16 protein-coding genes are annotated in these 18,578 nt (G+C 40.2%); 15 read left to right on the forward strand and 1 reads right to left on the reverse strand.

What is annotated here, in order from left to right; genetic code table 11:
• The first annotated feature begins 52 nt into the window (after nucleotides 1-52).
• The 12 genes from prfB to AC6UD2_RS04800 all read left to right on the forward strand — a co-directional run bounded on the left by prfB (nucleotide 53) and on the right by AC6UD2_RS04800 (nucleotide 13,884).
• Nucleotides 53-1,169 (forward strand): peptide chain release factor 2 gene (gene prfB, locus AC6UD2_RS04745; RefSeq protein ID WP_500698178.1). Its coding sequence is split into 2 segments (ribosomal slippage): nucleotides 53-124 and nucleotides 126-1,169, totalling 1,116 coding nucleotides; the frame shifts between segments, so codons are not numbered across the junction.
• An 18-nt stretch (nucleotides 1,170-1,187) separates the two neighbouring features.
• A complete protein-coding gene (locus AC6UD2_RS04750) occupies nucleotides 1,188-2,345 on the forward strand; it encodes a PDZ domain-containing protein (RefSeq protein WP_500698179.1) in 1,158 nt (385 codons plus the stop codon).
• A 114-nt stretch (nucleotides 2,346-2,459) separates the two neighbouring features.
• Nucleotides 2,460-3,476, forward strand: a complete 1,017-nt coding sequence (gene hprK, locus AC6UD2_RS04755; protein WP_500698180.1) for an HPr(Ser) kinase/phosphatase — start codon at nucleotides 2,460-2,462, stop codon at nucleotides 3,474-3,476.
• 2 nt (nucleotides 3,477-3,478) lie between these two features.
• Nucleotides 3,479-4,300 carry a prolipoprotein diacylglyceryl transferase gene (gene lgt, locus AC6UD2_RS04760; RefSeq protein WP_500698181.1) on the forward strand — a complete coding sequence of 274 codons (822 nt, stop codon included), beginning with the start codon at nucleotides 3,479-3,481 and terminating at the stop codon, nucleotides 4,298-4,300.
• Nucleotides 4,301-4,323: 23 nt separating this feature from the next.
• Entirely contained in the window at nucleotides 4,324-5,340 is a 1,017-nt protein-coding gene (locus AC6UD2_RS04765; protein WP_500698182.1) for an NAD(P)H-dependent glycerol-3-phosphate dehydrogenase, read from the forward strand.
• 23 nt (nucleotides 5,341-5,363) lie between these two features.
• On the forward strand, nucleotides 5,364-6,263 hold the full coding sequence (gene galU / locus AC6UD2_RS04770) for a UTP--glucose-1-phosphate uridylyltransferase GalU (RefSeq protein ID WP_259739936.1): 900 nt from the start codon (nucleotides 5,364-5,366) through the stop codon (nucleotides 6,261-6,263).
• 117 nt (nucleotides 6,264-6,380) lie between these two features.
• The gene (gene tpx, locus AC6UD2_RS04775) at nucleotides 6,381-6,890 is read left to right on the forward strand and encodes a thiol peroxidase (RefSeq protein ID WP_039144489.1); all 510 of its coding nucleotides are present in this window, start codon (nucleotides 6,381-6,383) and stop codon (nucleotides 6,888-6,890) included.
• A gap of 16 nt (nucleotides 6,891-6,906) precedes the next feature.
• Nucleotides 6,907-7,839: a thioredoxin-disulfide reductase gene (gene trxB / locus AC6UD2_RS04780; protein ID WP_500698183.1), complete on the forward strand. Its 933-nt coding sequence runs from the start codon at nucleotides 6,907-6,909 to the stop codon at nucleotides 7,837-7,839.
• A gap of 156 nt (nucleotides 7,840-7,995) precedes the next feature.
• The gene (gene uvrB / locus AC6UD2_RS04785; RefSeq protein WP_500698184.1) at nucleotides 7,996-10,011 is read left to right on the forward strand and encodes an excinuclease ABC subunit UvrB; all 2,016 of its coding nucleotides are present in this window, start codon (nucleotides 7,996-7,998) and stop codon (nucleotides 10,009-10,011) included.
• A 9-nt stretch (nucleotides 10,012-10,020) separates the two neighbouring features.
• The gene (gene uvrA, locus AC6UD2_RS04790) at nucleotides 10,021-12,885 is read left to right on the forward strand and encodes an excinuclease ABC subunit UvrA (protein WP_500698185.1); all 2,865 of its coding nucleotides are present in this window, start codon (nucleotides 10,021-10,023) and stop codon (nucleotides 12,883-12,885) included.
• A 44-nt stretch (nucleotides 12,886-12,929) separates the two neighbouring features.
• A complete protein-coding gene (locus AC6UD2_RS04795; RefSeq protein ID WP_039144479.1) occupies nucleotides 12,930-13,469 on the forward strand; it encodes an HdeD family acid-resistance protein in 540 nt (179 codons plus the stop codon).
• 145 nt (nucleotides 13,470-13,614) lie between these two features.
• Nucleotides 13,615-13,884, forward strand: coding sequence for a CsbD family protein (locus tag AC6UD2_RS04800; RefSeq protein ID WP_010021852.1), 270 nt, complete (start codon nucleotides 13,615-13,617; stop codon nucleotides 13,882-13,884).
• A 69-nt stretch (nucleotides 13,885-13,953) separates the two neighbouring features.
• Here the strand turns inward: AC6UD2_RS04800 and AC6UD2_RS04805 are convergent, their stop codons facing one another.
• Nucleotides 13,954-15,006, reverse strand: coding sequence for a lactonase family protein (locus AC6UD2_RS04805; protein WP_010021853.1), 1,053 nt, complete (start codon nucleotides 15,004-15,006; stop codon nucleotides 13,954-13,956).
• 239 nt (nucleotides 15,007-15,245) lie between these two features.
• Between AC6UD2_RS04805 and AC6UD2_RS04810 the strand changes: the two genes are divergently transcribed.
• From AC6UD2_RS04810 to mgfK, 3 genes are all read left to right on the forward strand, one after another.
• Nucleotides 15,246-16,598, forward strand: a complete 1,353-nt coding sequence (locus AC6UD2_RS04810; protein WP_500698186.1) for a glutamate--cysteine ligase — start codon at nucleotides 15,246-15,248, stop codon at nucleotides 16,596-16,598.
• Between the two features lie 88 nt (nucleotides 16,599-16,686).
• Complete coding sequence (rapZ, locus tag AC6UD2_RS04815) at nucleotides 16,687-17,568, forward strand: RNase adapter RapZ (RefSeq protein WP_039144475.1); 882 nt, start codon at nucleotides 16,687-16,689, stop codon at nucleotides 17,566-17,568.
• Nucleotides 17,569-18,576 carry a gluconeogenesis morphogenetic factor MgfK gene (gene mgfK, locus AC6UD2_RS04820; protein WP_259739935.1) on the forward strand — a complete coding sequence of 336 codons (1,008 nt, stop codon included), beginning with the start codon at nucleotides 17,569-17,571 and terminating at the stop codon, nucleotides 18,574-18,576. It abuts the gene before it with no gap.
• The last annotated feature ends 2 nt before the right edge of the window (nucleotides 18,577-18,578 follow it).

Genomic DNA, 18,578 nt, shown 5'->3' on the forward strand with positions numbered 1-18,578 from the left:
TTAAAGCGGAGGACTCTAGTGGTCTCCGTTTTTTAATCTTTAGGAGTACATTATGGAATTAAGCGAAGCACGCGGACAAGTAGAAAAGATTGAACAAGCCATCAATGGCTTTAGGGGGTCGCTTTGACCTTGATCAGTTAAATGAGGATATTTCCGTTAACGAGGCCAAAATGACTGAACCGGGTTTTTGGGATGACCAAAGGAAAGCCCAAAAATTGATTGATGAAAATAATCGATTAAAATTAAAGTATGATAATTTTAACTCCCTCGTTAAGAGGGTTGATGATTTAAATGTAAACCTAGAACTTCTGGAAGAATCTGATGACGCTGACTTGGAAAAAGAGTTTAATGATGAACTAAGTGAGACCCAGAAGGAACTTGATAGTTATCGACTAAGCCTCCTTTTGAATGGGAAGTATGATGGAAATAATGCCATCGTTGAGATTCATCCGGGAGCAGGTGGGACTGAATCGCAGGATTGGGGATCAATGTTATTTCGGATGTATGAGCGATGGGCTGAGCAAAATGGATTTTCGGTTTCCGTTGAAGATTATCAACCTGGTGATGTTGCCGGAATTAACAGTGTGACCTTTTTGGTCACTGGTCCCAATGCTTATGGATATCTGAAATCTGAGAAGGGTGTTCACCGTTTAGTACGAATTTCCCCGTTTGATTCGGCTGGAAGACGACATACCTCGTTTGCATCCGTTGATGTGATGCCAGAACTTGATGATACCGTAAGGGTGGATATTAATCCTGAAGACTTGCGAGTAGATGTTTTTCGATCCAGTGGTGCCGGTGGACAGCATATTAACAAAACCTCATCAGCCGTACGGATTACCCATCTGCCAACTGGAATTGTGACATCAAGTCAAGCTCAACGGTCACAATTACAGAATAGAGTTACCGCGATGAATATGTTAAAATCAAAGTTGTACGAACGTGAACAAGAGAAAAAAGAAGCAGAGAAGGCCAAGATTGAGGGTAAGCAGCTTGATATTGGTTGGGGTTCACAAATCCGGTCTTATGTTTTTCATCCCTACACGATGGTTAAAGATCATCGGACCAACTACGAAACCGGAAATGGTCAAGCGGTGATGGACGGAGATTTAAATCCGTTTATCAACGCCTACTTGCAGTGGAATTTAAAACAAAAGAACCCAAAATAACGAAAAAGGAAGTTCATTATGTCAGTTGCGACTAATATTTTGTTTTTTGTATTTATGCCAGTGTTTTGGTTTGCGCTTATTCGGGTTTTCTTCGTTTATAATCGAAGAGTTAACCGGGAGCGGAGATTGTTTGAGAGTGCCATTAATCCCAAGTTTCATGAGGGATGGGTTTTTCTGAAGTCGTTAATTGTCCTGGGAATCGTGGGGTCGCTTTTGACCGCTCTAGTGGGAGTCGAAACATCTCTAAATTGGATTTTGCTTTATGAGTTAATCGTTGCCATTAGTTTACTGATTCCGTGGATATTGGTTCCAACCTTCCTTTTGTTTGGGGCGGTTTTGATGGGAGTCTTTTTCAATGATTATTCCATCCCAATGATTAAAGGAGGAGATATTGCCGGTGCCATTAACGTCAACGCATCTCGTTCGGCTAACCTTCTGGCCCTCATTACAATTATGTTGATTTTAATGTTTATCTTCTTGAAGATGAACGGTAAGACAATTAATTCACCGCAGGTAGCAAAGAACCGACGAGGGAATCGAGTGGCATCGTATGGATTTAATGAGTTGGCGGTTTTTCCGTTAGTATTGTTAATTCCCGGTAAACTCATTGAGACAGTTATTCCCATGTGGCCAGTTTTCAACATTTTTGGTGCACACGTAACGTTTTTGGTGGTTCCATTTTTGATTGGATTCCGCTTTAAATTTATCAATCATTTACCAAATGAACTAATGCCAAGAATTTCAAACGCCATTGGTAAACTGGCGCTTTTTGCCATTGTATTAACGGCAATCGCTTACTTCTTTAGAAATAGTTATTATGTCATTTTCGCCATTATCTTGTTAGCCATTGTCTACGCTTTAATTATTTACCATTTCCATCGTGTGGATCGAAAGACTGGTAGCCAAATTAGTCAAGCGGTTGATGGGATTCGAATCATTGGCATTAAACCTAATACTCCAGCTGACAAAATGGGACTTAAGACAGGTGATTTGATTACTGAGGTTAACAACATGGCCGTTAACTCAGAGAGTCAGTTGTACCAAGCATTGCAGGATGATCCGACCTTTGTACATATGAAGGTTAAGAATCGTCACAATCAGTTAGAAATTAAAGAGACAGCCATTTACGATGGTTCGCCTCATGAAATCGGAATTGAAATGTTTCAAAATAACTAAGTGGAAGCACTCATTACGGGTGCTTCTTTTATTTTGGGCGAAATTAAGAACCACCTAAAGCAGACTTGATTGTGTTAGAATTAAGTAAATTAATTTTATTTGGAGGTAAGTCCAATGGCTCAGAGTGTAACGGTAGCTGATTTAGTAAAGAACACTCATCTTAGCGTTTTTTGGGGTCGTGAGTATTTAGATCGCCCCATTACCACTAGTGACATTTCACGTCCAGGGCTTGAATTAACCGGGTATTTTAATTATTATCCAGCCAAACGAATTCAAATTTTTGGAATCACTGAAACCTCATTTGCTAAGGGAATGAGTGATGAAGAATTAAAAGAAGTAATGACTAAAATGTGTCAACCTGAAACGCCTGCATTCGTCATTTCTACTCAACTAGAACCACCTGAGCAGTTAGTTACAGCCGCAAAGAAGGCGCACATTCCGATCCTTGGATCGAAGCTCACCACTTCGAGAATTTTGAGTAACATGACAACTTATCTAGAAGCTAAGTTGGCGGAACGAAAGTCGATTCATGGAGTCTTAGTCGAAGTATATGGATTAGGAGTTTTAATTACTGGTGACTCCGGGATTGGCAAGAGTGAAACGGCCCTTGAACTGGTTAAGCGGGGTCACCGTTTGATTGCTGATGATCGAGTTGAAGTCTACCAGCAAGATGAACAGACCTTGATTGGTCAGGCACCCAAGATTCTTAATCACTTGCTAGAGATTCGTGGAATCGGAATTATTGATGTGATGAATCTGTTTGGTGCTGGAGCGGTTCGCTCCCAGTCCAAGGTGGATTTAATCGTTCATCTTGATCAATGGAACAAGGATACGAAGTATGATCGCCTTGGGACTGATCGGGAAACTACCCGGATTTTTGACGTTGATTTGAAGAAATTAACGATCCCGGTTAAGCCTGGTCGAAACTTGGCAATCATCATTGAAACTGCTGCGATGAACTTCCGGGCTCGTTCCATGGGTTATGATGCAACCAAGGTCTTTGATGAGAATTTAAATGAATTAATCAAAGAAAATGCCACTAAGAATGACAAAGAACAAAAGTATCAAAAGCAGGAAGAAGAACAAAATAAACAAGATATTAGTAAAGATGCTAATAAGGATCCTGAATAGGAGTGAAAGTTGTGTTTAGCATATTAGCATTAAATCCAGTGGCAATTCATCTCGGACCGATTGCGGTTCACTGGTACGGAATCTTCATTGCTGCGGCCGTTTTGATTGCCGTTTATCTGTCAATGAAAGAAGCTAAACGACAGCACTTAAATGAAGACATCTTGTACGACATGATCTTATGGGCCATTCCAATTGCCATTATCTCAGCGCGGATCTACTACGTTGTTTTTCAATGGGGATACTATCAACACCATTTAGATGAGATTGTTCAAATTTGGGATGGTGGAATTGCCATTTATGGGGCTCTGATTGGAGCTGGACTGTTTATTTGGTGGTTCTGTTTTAAACACCATTTATCGGTGTGGCAGATTCTGGACATTGCTGCACCAACCGTTATCATGGCCCAGGGAATTGGTCGTTGGGGTAATTTCATGAACCAAGAGGCATTTGGTGCGGTTACTTCACTTCATTTTTTGCAACATTTACATTTACCAAGCTTGATCATTAACCAGATGTTTATCAGTGGTGCTTATCGCCAACCCACTTTTCTGTATGAATCATTATGGGACTTATCCGGGTTTGCTCTTTTGATGATCATGAGACATGCACCGCAGTTCTTTAAGCGTGGTGAAATCTTTTTAAGTTACGTAATGTGGTACTCGTTTGGGCGTTTCTTTACCGAGGGAATGCGAACTGATAGTTTGATGCTATTTAGTGGAATTCGAGTTTCACAGTTACTGTCGATTGTATTATTCGTGGTGGCCCTAATTGTCTTGATTTACCGAAGAAAAAATGATCAATTAGTTTGGTACTATAATAGTTAATTTGTAGGAGAGAATAGAAAATAATGACAGAAAAAATTGCAGTACTTGGTGCCGGATCGTGGGGCAGCATGCTGGCTGATATTTTAGTTGAAAATGGTCACGAAGTTCGAGTTTGGTCAAAAAGTAAGGAACAGGTGGACGAACTAAACATCAAGCATACCAATTCTCATTACATCAAGGATTTTACCTTTCCAACCAAGATGAAAGCCTATGCGGATATGAGTGAGGCACTTGATGGAGTTGATGACATCTTGTTCATCGTTCCGTCGCAAGCGACTCGATCAGTGGCAAGACAAGCTAACGAAGTTTTGAATCAAATGAACATTAAGCCCTATATCATTCATGGTAGTAAGGGCATTGAAAAAGGATCCTACGATCGAATGTCGCAGGTCCTTCAAGAAGAAATTGATGAAAAGAATCGCAAATCGATTTCAGTAATTTCTGGACCAAGTCAGGCTGAGGACGTTGCCAGAAGAGATATCACATTGGTAACTGCTGCTAGTGATGACATGCCCTCAGCTGAACATTTTCAAAAACTATTTATGAATGATTACTTCAGGGTTTACACCAACAACGACATTATTGGTGTTGAAATTGGTGGGGCCTTGAAAAATATTATTGCACTTGGAGCCGGAGCCTTGGTTGGTTTAGGCTACGGCGACAACGCTAAAGCCGCTTTGATGACCCGTGGTATTGCGGAAATATCACGTTTAGGTGTATCATTTGGTGCGGACCCATTAACTTTTAGTGGACTTTCTGGTTTAGGTGATGTCATTGTTACCGCTACCAGTTCTGATTCACGTAATTGGCGAGCTGGTTATCAGCTTGGTCAAGGTAAGAAGTTAGATGACGTTGTAAAAGACATGGGCATGGTAATCGAAGGGATTGCCACTAACCAAGCTGCATATGAATTATCTAAACAACGTGGGGTTGAGATGCCCATTACATCCGCAATTCATGCAGTAATCAATGATGAAGAAACCGTTTCGGACGCTATTTCGAACCTCATGGCTCGAGAAGGTCGTTCAGAACAGGTTTAATTCTAAAAGGGGTATATAAGAAGATGAAAAAAGTAACTAAAGCTGTTATTCCAGCCGCTGGCTTAGGAACAAGATTTTTACCTGAAACTAAGGCACTTCCAAAGGAAATGCTACCAATCGTCGATATTCCAACCATTCAATACATTGTTGAGGAAGCCAAGGCTTCTGGCATTAAAGATATTGTGATTGTGATTGGCAAAGGTAAGCGTGCGATTGAAGATCATTTCGATTCAAACGTGATGCTTGAAGAGAACCTTGAAAAAAAGGGTAAGGAAAAGATGCTCAAGTCAATTCAAAAAACGAATGATATGAACATCTACTTTATCAGACAATCATATCCACGCGGATTAGGTGATGCTGTTCTGACAGCAAAGAGTTTCATTGGCAACGATCCCTTCGTTGTAATGCTTGGTGATGATTTAATGGAGGACACTACTCCTCTCACTAAGCAGTTAATGAATAGTTACGAAAAAACCGGGGCTTCCACCCTTGCAGTAATGAAGGTTCCCCACAAGGAAACCTCTAAATACGGAGTAATCGACCCCGTTAGTGAAGTTTCTGATGGACTATACAACGTACGTAATTTCGTTGAAAAGCCAGATCCAAAGGATGCTCCAAGTGATTTAGCCATTATTGGACGTTATCTTTTGACACCTCAGATTTTTGATGTTTTGGAACACACCAAACCTGGTAAGGGTAACGAAATTCAATTGACAGATGCCATTAACACTTTAAATCAAACCCAGAGGGTGTTTGCTCACGAGTTTAAGGGTGATCGTTACGATACAGGTAACAAACTGAGTTGGCTTGAAACTAACATTACCTTCGGGTTGAAGCATCCTGAAATTGAACAGGAATTACGTGAATACATTAAAAAACTTGGTCAAAAATTGACTAAGGAAGACGAACAACAAAAGAATTAATTGAAATGCCGGCACTAGTCGGCATTTTTTATTTGTGAGTATAAAGATTAAACATTTAATTCAATTTATGATAATATAATTTTGTACAATTGATATTAGTTAAGGAGGTTTTTGGTTATGAAAATTAAATTAGGTGGACTACCAGTATCATGGTTAATGGGCAATGATCAACCCAAAGTAGGAGACTATCTACCACAGTTTACGGTGAAGAATGCTGATGGTAAGGATGTTACAACCAATGATTTAAAGGGTCAGACAACTTTGATTAGTGTTGTTCCTAACCTGAAGACAAAGGTATGTAGTTTAGAAACCGCACGTTTTAACCAAGAGGCATCAAAGTTTGAGGGAGTTAAATTCATTACAATTTCCAATAATCCCATTGAATTTCAAAAGAATTGGTGTGCAGCTCATGGTGTTAACAACATGGAAATTCTATCAGATTTCAATGGCTCATTCGGAAAAGCAATGCACTTATATATCCCGGCATTTGGCCACTTGGCTCGGGTAGTTTACTTGGTAAATCCTGAAGGCAAAATTTTGTATTGCCAAGCTGTTCCTGAAATCACCCACCAACCAAACTATGAACCAGTTCTTGACGAATTAAAGAAAGTAACAAACAATAAATAATGATTGAGGTGATAAAATGGCAAAACAATATGATGTAATCGTAATCGGTGCTGGTCCAGCCGGAATGACGGCAGCACTGTATGCATCACGTGCCGAACTATCAGTATTAATGCTTGATCGCGGTATCTATGGTGGTCAAATGAATAATACCGCCGAAATTGAAAATTATCCTGGATTTAAATCAGTTTTAGGACCCGATTTATCCAAGAAAATGTACGATGGTAGTACTCAATTTGGTGCTGAATATGGCTATGGAACCGTTACTGGCATTGATATTGATGGTGATAAACGAATCGTTAGAACCGAAGATGGTGACTATGAAGCTCCTTCTGTAATTATTGGATCGGGCTCTGAGTACAAAAAACTTGGTGTGCCTGGTGAACAAGAATACAGTGGAAAGGGTGTTTCATACTGTGCCGTTTGTGATGGTGCGTTCTTTAAGGGTGAAGACGTTGTCGTTGTCGGTGGTGGTGATTCCGCTATTGAGGAAGCAACTTATTTGTCCAATATTGTAAAGCACGTCACGGTTATTCACCGTCGAGATCAACTTCGAGCTCAAAAGATTCTTCAAAAGCGTGCTTTTGACAAAGATAACATTGACTTTGTTTGGAACACCAATGTGACCGAGATCAAGGGTGATAATCAGAAGGTAACTGGTGTTGAAGTGAAGAACAACAAGACCGGTGAAACTTCTTCAATTAAAGCCTCAGGTGTCTTTATTTACGTTGGAATCCTTCCAATGACGGATGCCTTTAAGAACTTAGGCATTACCGATGAAAGTGGTTGGATTGACACTGATGATGAGATGAAGACTAAAATTCCTGGAATCTTCGCAATTGGCGATGTTCGAAAGAAGCATCTTCGTCAGATTACCACTGCCGTTGGTGACGGTGGTACTGCCGGTCAGGGCGTTTTCAATTATGTTGAATGGCTCAAAACTAAAAAGTAATTAAAAAGTGCGGAATTAATTCCGCACTTTTTGTATGGTGAACGAACTGGTCTAATTACTTTGCGAAAGTATGTTCGTATGCTAGAATTATTATAAGTAATGGGAGAAAGTTAAAACTTTCTCCTTTTTTTCCGAGTTTAAGAAGAGGTGCCAATAATGATTAAAAAAACAAATAATAATTTTGATCTGGTCTCAAAATTTACTCCTACTGGTGATCAGCCTGAAGCAATTAAAGAACTGACTCAGGGGATTAAAAATGGTGATCGGGATCAAGTCCTTTTGGGTGCAACTGGAACCGGTAAGACCTACACGATGGCAAATGTCATTAAAAACATTAATAAGCCTACGCTGGTTTTATCTCATAATAAGACTTTAGCCGGACAACTTTACAGCGAGTTAAAACAGTTATTCCCTAATAATGCGGTGGAATACTTTGTTAGTTACTATGACTTTTATCAACCCGAGGCCTACGTTCCTTCAAGTGATACCTACATTGAAAAGGATGCTTCCATTAATGATGAGATTGATCAATTGCGTCATGCCGCTACCAGTGCGTTACTAGAACGAAATGATGTGATTGTTGTTGCTTCGGTTTCTTCAATCTTCGGATTAGGGAGTCCGAAAGAGTATCAGGATCACACCGTGTCGTTGCACGTTGGACAACAACTAGAGCGTGATGTCTTTTTGCGTCAGTTGGTTAACATTCAATTTGATCGAAACGACATTGATTTTCAGCGTGGTCGTTTTCGTGTTCATGGTGATGTTGTGGAAGTCTTTCCGGTTTCTCGAAATGAACATGCTTATCGCATTGAATTTTTTGGTGATGAAATTGATAGGATTACCGAAGTGGATACGTTAACGGGAGAAGTCATTGGTGAACGTAAACAAATTACGATTTTCCCTGCAACTCATTTCTTGACCAATAAAGAAACGATGGACGTGGCACTCCCTGAGATTAAGGATGAAATGGTAAAGCAGGTTGCTGACTTTGAGAAGAAGGGCAAGTTACTAGAAGCTCAACGATTGAAACAGCGAACTACTTATGACATCGAAATGATGCGAGAAATGGGCTATACAACGGGAATTGAAAATTATTCTCGTTACATGGACCGCAGAAAGCCAGGAGAGGCTCCGTATACGCTGCTGGATTTCTTCCCCAAAGATTACCTGATGTTTATTGATGAATCACATCGAACGATTCCTCAAATTGGTGGGATGTTTAACGGTGATAAAGCTCGTAAACAACAGTTAATTGATTATGGATTCAGATTACCAAGCGCACTTGATAATCGTCCTCTCAAGTTACCTGAATTTGAAAAGCGAGTCAATCAGGTTGTTTATATGTCCGCTACTCCTGGACCGTATGAAGAGGAAAAGACCGATCACGTGGTCCAACAAATCATTCGTCCTACGGGGTTACTAGATCCAACCGTTGAAGTTCGTCCTACTAAGGACCAGATGGATGATTTAGTGGGTGAGATCAATAAACGCGTTAAAAATCATGAGCGAACTTTTGTGACAACTTTGACTAAAAAGATGGCTGAAGATTTGACTGACTATCTTAAGGATCTAGGAATCAAAGTTAAATATCTGCACAGTGATATTAAAACCCTAGAAAGAACACAAATTCTCCGTGATCTGCGTTTGGGTAAATTTGATGTCTTGGTTGGAATTAATCTGTTGCGAGAGGGAATTGATGTTCCCGAAACTTCTTTGATTGCCATCTTAGATGCTGATAAGGAAGGCTTCCTGCGTGATAAGCGTTCGTTGGTTCAAACCATCGGACGAGCTGCACGAAATTCGCACGGACATGTTATTATGTACGCGGATAACGTCACCGATTCAATGAAGTACGCAATGGACGAAACTGCTCGTCGTCGTTCCATTCAAATGAAGTACAATAAAGAACACAACATTACACCAAAGACCATCATTAAACCAATTCCTAAAGCAATTTCTGCTTACAAGCAGGGTGAAAAGAATAATGATGATAATACCAATGGGAGTTTTGTTGAATCTGACTTTGATCAAATGAGTGCCAAGGATCAAAAAGAAATGATTGGTAACTTGGAGGATGAGATGAGAGCTGCTGCAAAGAAGCTTGATTTCGAACAAGCCGCTAATTTAAGAGATACTGTTATGCAATTGAAAGGTGAAAAAAAGAAAAAGTGAGGTGATTAGATGGCAAATGATGTGATTCGCATCAAGGGAGCTCGTGAACATAATCTAAAGGACGTCAACGTTGATGTACCTAAGAATAAGATGGTTGTCATGACCGGACTTTCAGGATCAGGGAAGAGTTCTTTAGCGTTTGACACTTTGTATGCTGAGGGTCAGCGCCGTTACGTCCAAAGTCTTTCTTCGTACGCTCGCCAATTTTTAGGCCAAATGGATAAGCCCGACGTTGATTCAATTGAGGGGCTTAGTCCGGCCATTTCGATTGACCAGAAAACTACCTCTAAGAATCCACGTTCAACCGTCGGAACCGTTACTGAGATTAACGATTACCTGCGTTTACTGTGGGCGAGAGTTGGAACTCCGATCTGTCCAAACGATGGAACTGTCATTACCAGTCAATCGGTGGATCAGATGATTGACGAAATCATGGCTCTACCCGAACGAACCAAGCTCCAGATCATGTCACCGGTCGTCAGAGATAAAAAAGGACAGCACAAAAAGGTTTTTGAAAGAATTAAACGCGAAGGCTTTGTGCGAGTTCGGGTTGACGGAGAAATTCATGATGCAACCGAAGACTTTAATTTAGATAAAAACAAACGTCACAACATTGATGTAGTGGTCGATCGGATCGTTGTCAGAAACGGAATTAATTCCCGATTATCTGATTCACTCGAAACGGCCCTTCGGTTAAGTGATGGTTATGCAATTGCTGATTTTCTAGGTAAACGAGATCCAATGGTCTTTTCAGAACATTATTCTTGTCCCATTTGTGGCTTTACCGTAGGAAAATTAGAACCACGACTATTCTCGTTCAATGCTCCATATGGTGCATGTCCAGAATGTGATGGTCTCGGAGTTAAACTCGAAGTTGATAATGATTTGGTGGTTCCAGATCCCGATAAAACCCTTAATGAGGGTGCAATTGAGCCTTGGAATCCCATTAGTTCTAAGTATTATCCCGCTATGTTGGAACAGGCATGTGCGGCTTTTGGCATTGATATGGATACCCCATATCGGAAATTGCCGAAAAAACAACGTGATCTATTGATGAATGGTTCCAACGGAAAAACCTTCCATTTTCATTACAAGAGTGATTTTGGTGGTGTCCGTGATGTTGACGCTCCCTTTGAGGGTGTGATTAACAACGTTGAACGTCGTTATCATGAAACTAATAGCAATTTTACGCGGGAACAAATGGAAAAATACATGACAGAATTAACCTGTCAAACGTGTCATGGCTATCGTTTAAACGAAAAGGCCCTGGCAGTCAAAATTAACGGTAAACACATCGGTGAAGTGTCTGATATGAACATTGCTGATGAACGCCAATTCTTTAGTAAACTTACTTTTGGGGAACAGGATACTGTTGTTTCCCATCCCATTATTAAGGAAATTTGTGATCGACTCGAATTTCTAGAAAACGTTGGGTTAAATTATCTAACTTTGTCAAGATCAGCTCGAACCCTTTCTGGTGGAGAGGCACAAAGAATTCGGCTTGCCACCCAGATTGGTTCTAACCTATCAGGAATTTTGTATGTCCTAGATGAACCATCAATTGGCCTTCATCAACGGGATAACGATCGTTTAATTAAATCACTGAAGAAAATGCGTGATTTAGGGAATACCCTCGTGATTGTTGAACATGATTCGGACACCATGCGGTCCGCTGATTACTTAATCGACGTGGGACCAGGTGCCGGTGAAAATGGTGGTAAGATTGTTGCTACTGGAACTCCTGAAGAAGTGGCCCAAAATCCGAAGTCACTGACGGGACAGTATTTGTCAGGTAAAAAATTTATTCCGGTTCCGTTGAAACGCCGGAAGGGGAATGGAAAGAACGTAACCCTAAAGGGTGCTCAAGAAAACAATTTAAAGGATATTACCGTTAAATTTCCATTAGGAAAATTCGACGTAGTTACCGGAGTCTCTGGATCTGGGAAATCGACTTTAGTAAACGATATTTTAAAGCGTGCCTTAGCACAGAAACTAAATCATAATTCTGAAAAGCCCGGTAAGTATAAATCAATCACGGGATGGAAGAACATCGAAAAACTAGTTAGCATTGATCAGAGTCCAATTGGCCGAACACCGCGAAGTAATCCCGCTACATACACGGGGGTCTTTGATGATATTCGGGGGTTATTTGCCGAAACCAATGAAGCAAAATTACGTGGTTATAAAAAAGGCCGCTTTAGTTTTAACATCAAAGGTGGTCGTTGTGAGACCTGTCATGGTGACGGAATTTTGAAGATTGAGATGAACTTTTTGCCTGATGTTTACGTTCCTTGTGAAGTTTGTCATGGGAAACGATATAATTCTGAGACCCTTGAGATCCAGTATAAGGGTAAAAATATTGCTGAAGTCCTTGATATGACTGTTAACGAATCGCTTGAATTCTTTAAGGCGATTCCGAAGATCACCCGGAAGTTACAAACCATTGCGGATGTGGGACTAGGATACGTCAAGTTAGGGCAACCAGCTAATACCTTGTCAGGTGGTGAAGCTCAACGAATGAAGTTAGCTTCAGAACTATACAAGCGTTCCACTGGAAATAATTTCTATATTCTTGATGAACCTACCACTGGTCTTCATACAGATGATATTAAACGCTTGATTGGGGTACTATCTCAGTTAGTTGATAAGGGAAATACCGTTTTAATCATTGAACACAATTTGAATGTGATTAAAGAAGCTGATCATGTGATTGATCTAGGACCTGAAGGTGGAGCTGCCGGTGGATACGTTGTCGGTACTGGCACTCCTGAACAGATTGTCAAACTAAAAAATAGTTATACAGGCGAATATTTAAAGCCCGTTTTAGAACGTGATACGAAGCGAACTATCGCAGCTGAAAAACAACCAAAGTAGATGTGGTAAGATATAGTTGTAATAAACTATTGGAGGTCATATTTATGATGAACGAAGGTAAAGAATGGGGATTTGATTGGTTTGAATGCCTGTTTGGAGTCGTATTATTGTTGGCTGCCGTATTAATGTTCTTTCATCCTACTGGTAGTGCTGCAGCACTCGCCGTTATCTTTGCGATTGTTGCGCTAGTTGCAGGGGTGAAGTCCATTTGGGTTTACCGGAAGCTAAGTCAAGAAATTGGTTATCGGAGTTTTACGATGCTGATTGGCGGTGCCATTGAGATTTTACTGGCACTTCTCTTCTTGTTTAAGATTCATGCTGGGATCTTTACCATTGGAATTTTATTTGCGGTTTGGATTTTGGTCTATTCAATCTGTCAACTAATTGTGGTTGATCACGTTAGAAAGTTTAATGGTGGTATCTTCTGGACCTCACTAATTTTCGATCTCATTACACTATTCTTAGGATTTTTCTTGTTGTTAGATCCTAACCTAGCTGCCAAAGTTTTGGCCGTCATTATTGGGATCGTACTATTGGTTGCTGGAATCAATATGATTATGTTGGCATTTGTTCACAGATTATAAAGTAAAAAAGACATTTGAATATATCAAATGTCTTTTTTGATAAAAACTATTAAGAAGTGATCCAGTGGGGAAGTCTTTGCTAGTTATTATTTTCCAACCATGATATTATTATATTGATTAATCAAACAATACTAGGAGGGTCATTATGAAGAATTTACTTTTAGGTTTTAGTTTAGGTGCAAACATTGTTTTAGGTTACTTAGTACTTGAAGATCGTTACGATTTAGACGATATTGCTGATCGTGTCGATAACTTGAGCGATGTAGCTGAAGGCAAAGCACAACAAATTAAAGGTGCTTTATCGGGTGACACCATTGATAAGATCAAAGGTGATTTACAAAGCGGTAAAGGTAACTTAAAGAACAAAGCCCAAGATGTTAAAGATGACATCGACAGTGACCTCGATAACGAATAAAGAATTAACTAAAAAGGCAACTTGCTGAATTTCAGCAAGCTGCCTTTTTGTTTGATACTAAATCAATTATTAGTCGATATTTTCTCGTCTAACGACACAAGTCCCTTCAGGAACTTGGAAGTCTTTTTGAATTAAAGTGAGCTTTCCGGTCTCGGCATCACGAGAATAAAGACTGGCATTATCACTATTTTGGTTAGTAACGATGAACATGGATTCGTCTTCACTGAAATTGAAGTCTCGAGGGAATTCACCTTCGCTTGAGATCAATTGAATCCGTCTTAAGTCACCGTTTGGTTTGATCTTAAAGACTGCAATTGAATCATTTCCACGGTTGGAGACGTAGACAAAGCGCTTGTCTTTAGAAACCTTAATTCCGGCTGCTCCGTTGTGGCTTTCCCAGTCGTCAGGAATGGTGGAAATAATTTGTTGAATTGTGAATAAGCCGGCTTCTTCGTTATAGTCAATTACGGCCACTTTACTGCTTAATTCGCCAACTAGGTAACCCTTTCCAGTTCCGGGCACGAAGGTAATGTTTCGTGGTCCAAAGCCAGGATGGGTATTGATTTCACTGACAAGGCTTAACTTACCTTGATCGGAAACATCATAAAGGTAAACTCGATCAAGTCCCAAGTCACAGACAACTAACCGGTCATCTGGAGTAAGGTTAGCGTAGTGAGGGTGAGGTCCGTCAGCTTGTTCTGGAAGTGGGCCAGGGATTCCGTTGTCATGAGCACGATCAGTTAGTTTGAGTGTGCCATCTGATTGAATCTTGTAAACACTGGCATGCCCCATGTGGTAATTGGCAGTGAAAACAAACTGTCGTCTTTCGTCGATGGAAACAAAGGCAGCTGAAGTTCCCTTCTCGATGCATTCCTGCATTTCCTTGGCGGGAATGGTCTTGCCATCGAACGTAGCTACTCCGCCTCGTAGTTCAGGTTCTTCCATGTTTCTGTCAACTGAGTAGATCTTGTGGGCCTTCGACTCTGCAAGGTATGTAGGGCTTCCAATTTCCGCTACCAGTTGGGTGTTTTGCAGTTGTTTCTTGTCGGTATCTAATTCAATTTGATAGATTCCTTGACTTGCATTAATGGTGTAAGTTCCAATTAAAAATTTTTCAATCATGGTCTCAAATCCCTCCTAATGTATACGGTTTCATTATGCCACAAATGTCTCTGTTTTGCAGTTTAAATTTGAATTTATTTGGGTAAATTTAAGCTTTTAGGAATGAATCATAAAATTGTGGGCGATTACTTAATTAATTAACCCAATTCTATTGACGTGAAAGCTGAACGGTGTAAACTGTTGGAAATTTCACTAATTGATTCAAAGTGAAATTAATCAAAGCGTTTGGAGGGATGAAAATGAGAAGCAAAGTAGAACTTGCAAGTTCATCAAACGAACTGTTCGCTGGTTTGTTTGGCATCGAGATCGAAGAAAATCGGGTTGACCTCAGTCGTGATAGTCTCTCCCGCTTCCCACATCAAAAAGAATTGGGTGATCGACAGGGGAAGAAGACTCACTTTCAGACTGATTTTGCTGAAAGTATGGAGGAACTGGTTACCGATAAACACGCAACCATGAAAGGTGTGTTGGAGCAGATGCGTTCCCTTCAATCAATTTTGCATGGAACCCTCAAACCAAATGAGATTATTTGGCCGATGTCGATGCCACCTCAACTAAGTGAAGATGATGTTGATTTTGTTAGGAACACGTTTAAGCGCTTTGGGATGGCTGATTATCGCAAGTGGCTGACAAAGCGCTATGGGATTTTTCGGCAAATCATGTGTGGAATTCACTTTAATTATTCACCAAGCGATCAAATAATTGCGATTTTTCAAAGTAATCATCATATTAAGAGCAAAAAACGGGCACAAACGGAACTTTTGTTTCAAATTGCCCAACAATTAGTTGGTGAACGTTGGTTAATTACGTATCTATTTGGGGCTACACCACTATCAGAAAACTCGGATGATCAATTATTCGGGGTGGAGCAACAAGTGGTTCCAGTCCGTTCCCTGCGATCCAGTAAGTATGGTTATGAAAATGCTAAAGAGATTCACGTCTCCTATGGCAGTTTAAGTGAATATGTGAATGATTTGCAACATGAAGTGAATTCGCATAAGTTATTTTCTGAAAGTGAGTTTTATGGTCCAGTGAGGTTAAAGGCGAAAGATGGAATTAATTCAGTTCAAGCAAAGGGGTTTGATTACCTTGAATTACGAACCCTAGATTTAGATCCATTTGATTTTTTGGAAATTGATTTAAAAACCTTGGATTTAATCCACCTCTTAATTGTAGACGCCATTATTAATCCTCAAGAGTGGAGTGATGAGCAATTGGATGAAGCCAAAGCACAAAATAATCAGGTTGCTTTGCAACATCCCACTGACCATTTACCGGCCAATTTAAAGCAACAAGCCAGTGTGATCATGAAGCGTATTAATCGTTTGGTTCAGTACGCTCCAGATAGTTTAAAAGTGGAGTTAGAGGAAGCTCTTGCAGCTGCCACCAAAAAATTAATGGATCCAAATTTGACCCCAGCTGCTCAACTAATTAAATTTAAAAAACAGAATTCATTGATGGATTTTGGGGTTCAAAGGGGAAAACAACTAAAGCAACAGTATGCAAATCAAAGTGTTACCGAAGCCTTTCCGGGAATCAATCCAGATACGGTGAATGAGTACATTGAAAAACAGGAAGGGATTAATGGGTAGTCATTAATCCCTTTTTTGGAATCAAAGGTTAGCTATATAAATGACACACCCGGTATGTTATACTGGGAAGAGTTTGGAGGCATCAAAAATGGCAGACAACGAACAGTTTGTGATTATTACGGGTATGAGTGGAGCGGGTAAGACACTTGCGATGCAGACATGTGAGGATTTAGGATATTTTTGTGTGGATAACATTCCACCGGCTCTGATTCCAAAATTCATGGAACTAGTTCATACATCTAGTGAAATCAAGAAAGTGGCTTTAGTAATTGATTTAAGAGCACCAGCTTCGTATCGTGAAATTGTTGATACTTTAGTTGAAATGGCCAATGATAAGGACACTGAGGATCAGGTAATCTTCCTCGATGCCTCTGATGAAAAATTAGTATCTAGATATAAAGAAAGCCGTCGGACCCATCCATTAGCACGAAACGGACGGGTTGTTGACGGAATTGAAAAAGAACGAAAACTAATGAAAAGGGTTAAAGACTCGGCTGATCTGGTCATTAATACCAGTGATTTGACGCCGCAAGAGCTCCGTGAGGAAATTATTCATAAGTTTGAATTATCTCATTCGGAACCATTTCACGTTGAGTTAATGTCATTCGGGTTCAAATATGGACTTCCAATCGATGCTGATATTATTTTAGACGTGCGTTTTTTGAAGAATCCCTTTTATGTAGTTAAATTGAGAAGTAAGACTGGGAAAGATCAAGACGTTTATGATTACGTCATGAACCAGGATGAAGCAAATGAGTTTTACAAAAAAGTCTTTGACCTCGTTAAGTTTACGTTACCTAAATTTAAAAAAGAAGGAAAATCAACTGTCACAATGGCAATTGGTTGTACTGGCGGTCAACATCGTTCGGTCGCAATGGTTGAGCGATTAGCTAAGGATATCAAGGATCAGCTCGGGTATCCCGTTAATGTCACACATAGAGACATTAACCGTCACAAAGGGGTTAAGTAAATGATTGACAAAGTAGGTAAAAGAATCGGTCGCCCAAAGATGGTTGTCATTGGCGGGGGAACCGGATTACCTGTAATTTTAAAGAGTTTAAAAAAACGTGATGTTGATATCACTGCAGTGGTTACGGTCGCTGACGATGGTGGATCATCTGGCATCCTCCGAAACTATATCAATGTACTACCGCCGGGAGACATTCGAAACGTCTTGGCGGCGCTTTCGACGTTGCCACAGATTGATTTAGATATTTTCCAGTATCGCTTTGAATCATCTGACAAGTTTCTTGCCGGTCATGCCATTGGTAATTTAATAATTGCTGCACTCTCGGAAATGAGTGGAGGCTTTTTTGATGCCATTCAAAAGTTAACTGACATTATGAAAGTTGATGGTCATGTTTATCCGGTGTGTGATGAGAGTCTGGAACTACATGCTGAGTTCGCTGATGGCACAACTATGTCTGGTGAATCAGAGATCACTAATTCTGATAAAATGATTCGAAGAGTTTGGGTTGAACCAACTGATGGAAATAAGAAGCCAGAAGCGGTTCCAAGTGTGATTAACGCTATTATGGATGCTGATCAAATTGTGTTAGGCCCAGGAAGCTTATTTACCAGCATCCTGCCTAACTTAATGGTTGATAATGTTGGTAAGGCTGTTACCGAGACTGATGCCGAAGTGGTCTATATTTGTAATATTATGACCCAAAAGGGTGAAACTGATAATTTTACCGATGCCGACCACGTTCGGGTCTTGAACCGACATCTGAAGACTAATTTTATTGACACCGTTTTAGTTAATAATAAGAAAGTGCCCGCCAGTTACGTTGATCATCAACGTTGGGGTGATGAAGCTCAACCAGTTAAATCTGATTTTAAGGGTTTAAAAGAACAGGGGTGTCGCGTCATTTCTTCTGATTTTCTTGAATTACGGGATCATGGGGCTTTTCATAATGGCCCACTAGTTTCAGATGAACTGATTCGCTTATTAGGGCAACCTAAAATTCGTCATTAGGG

Source organism: Fructilactobacillus sp. X2R5C2, from assembly GCF_059901375.1.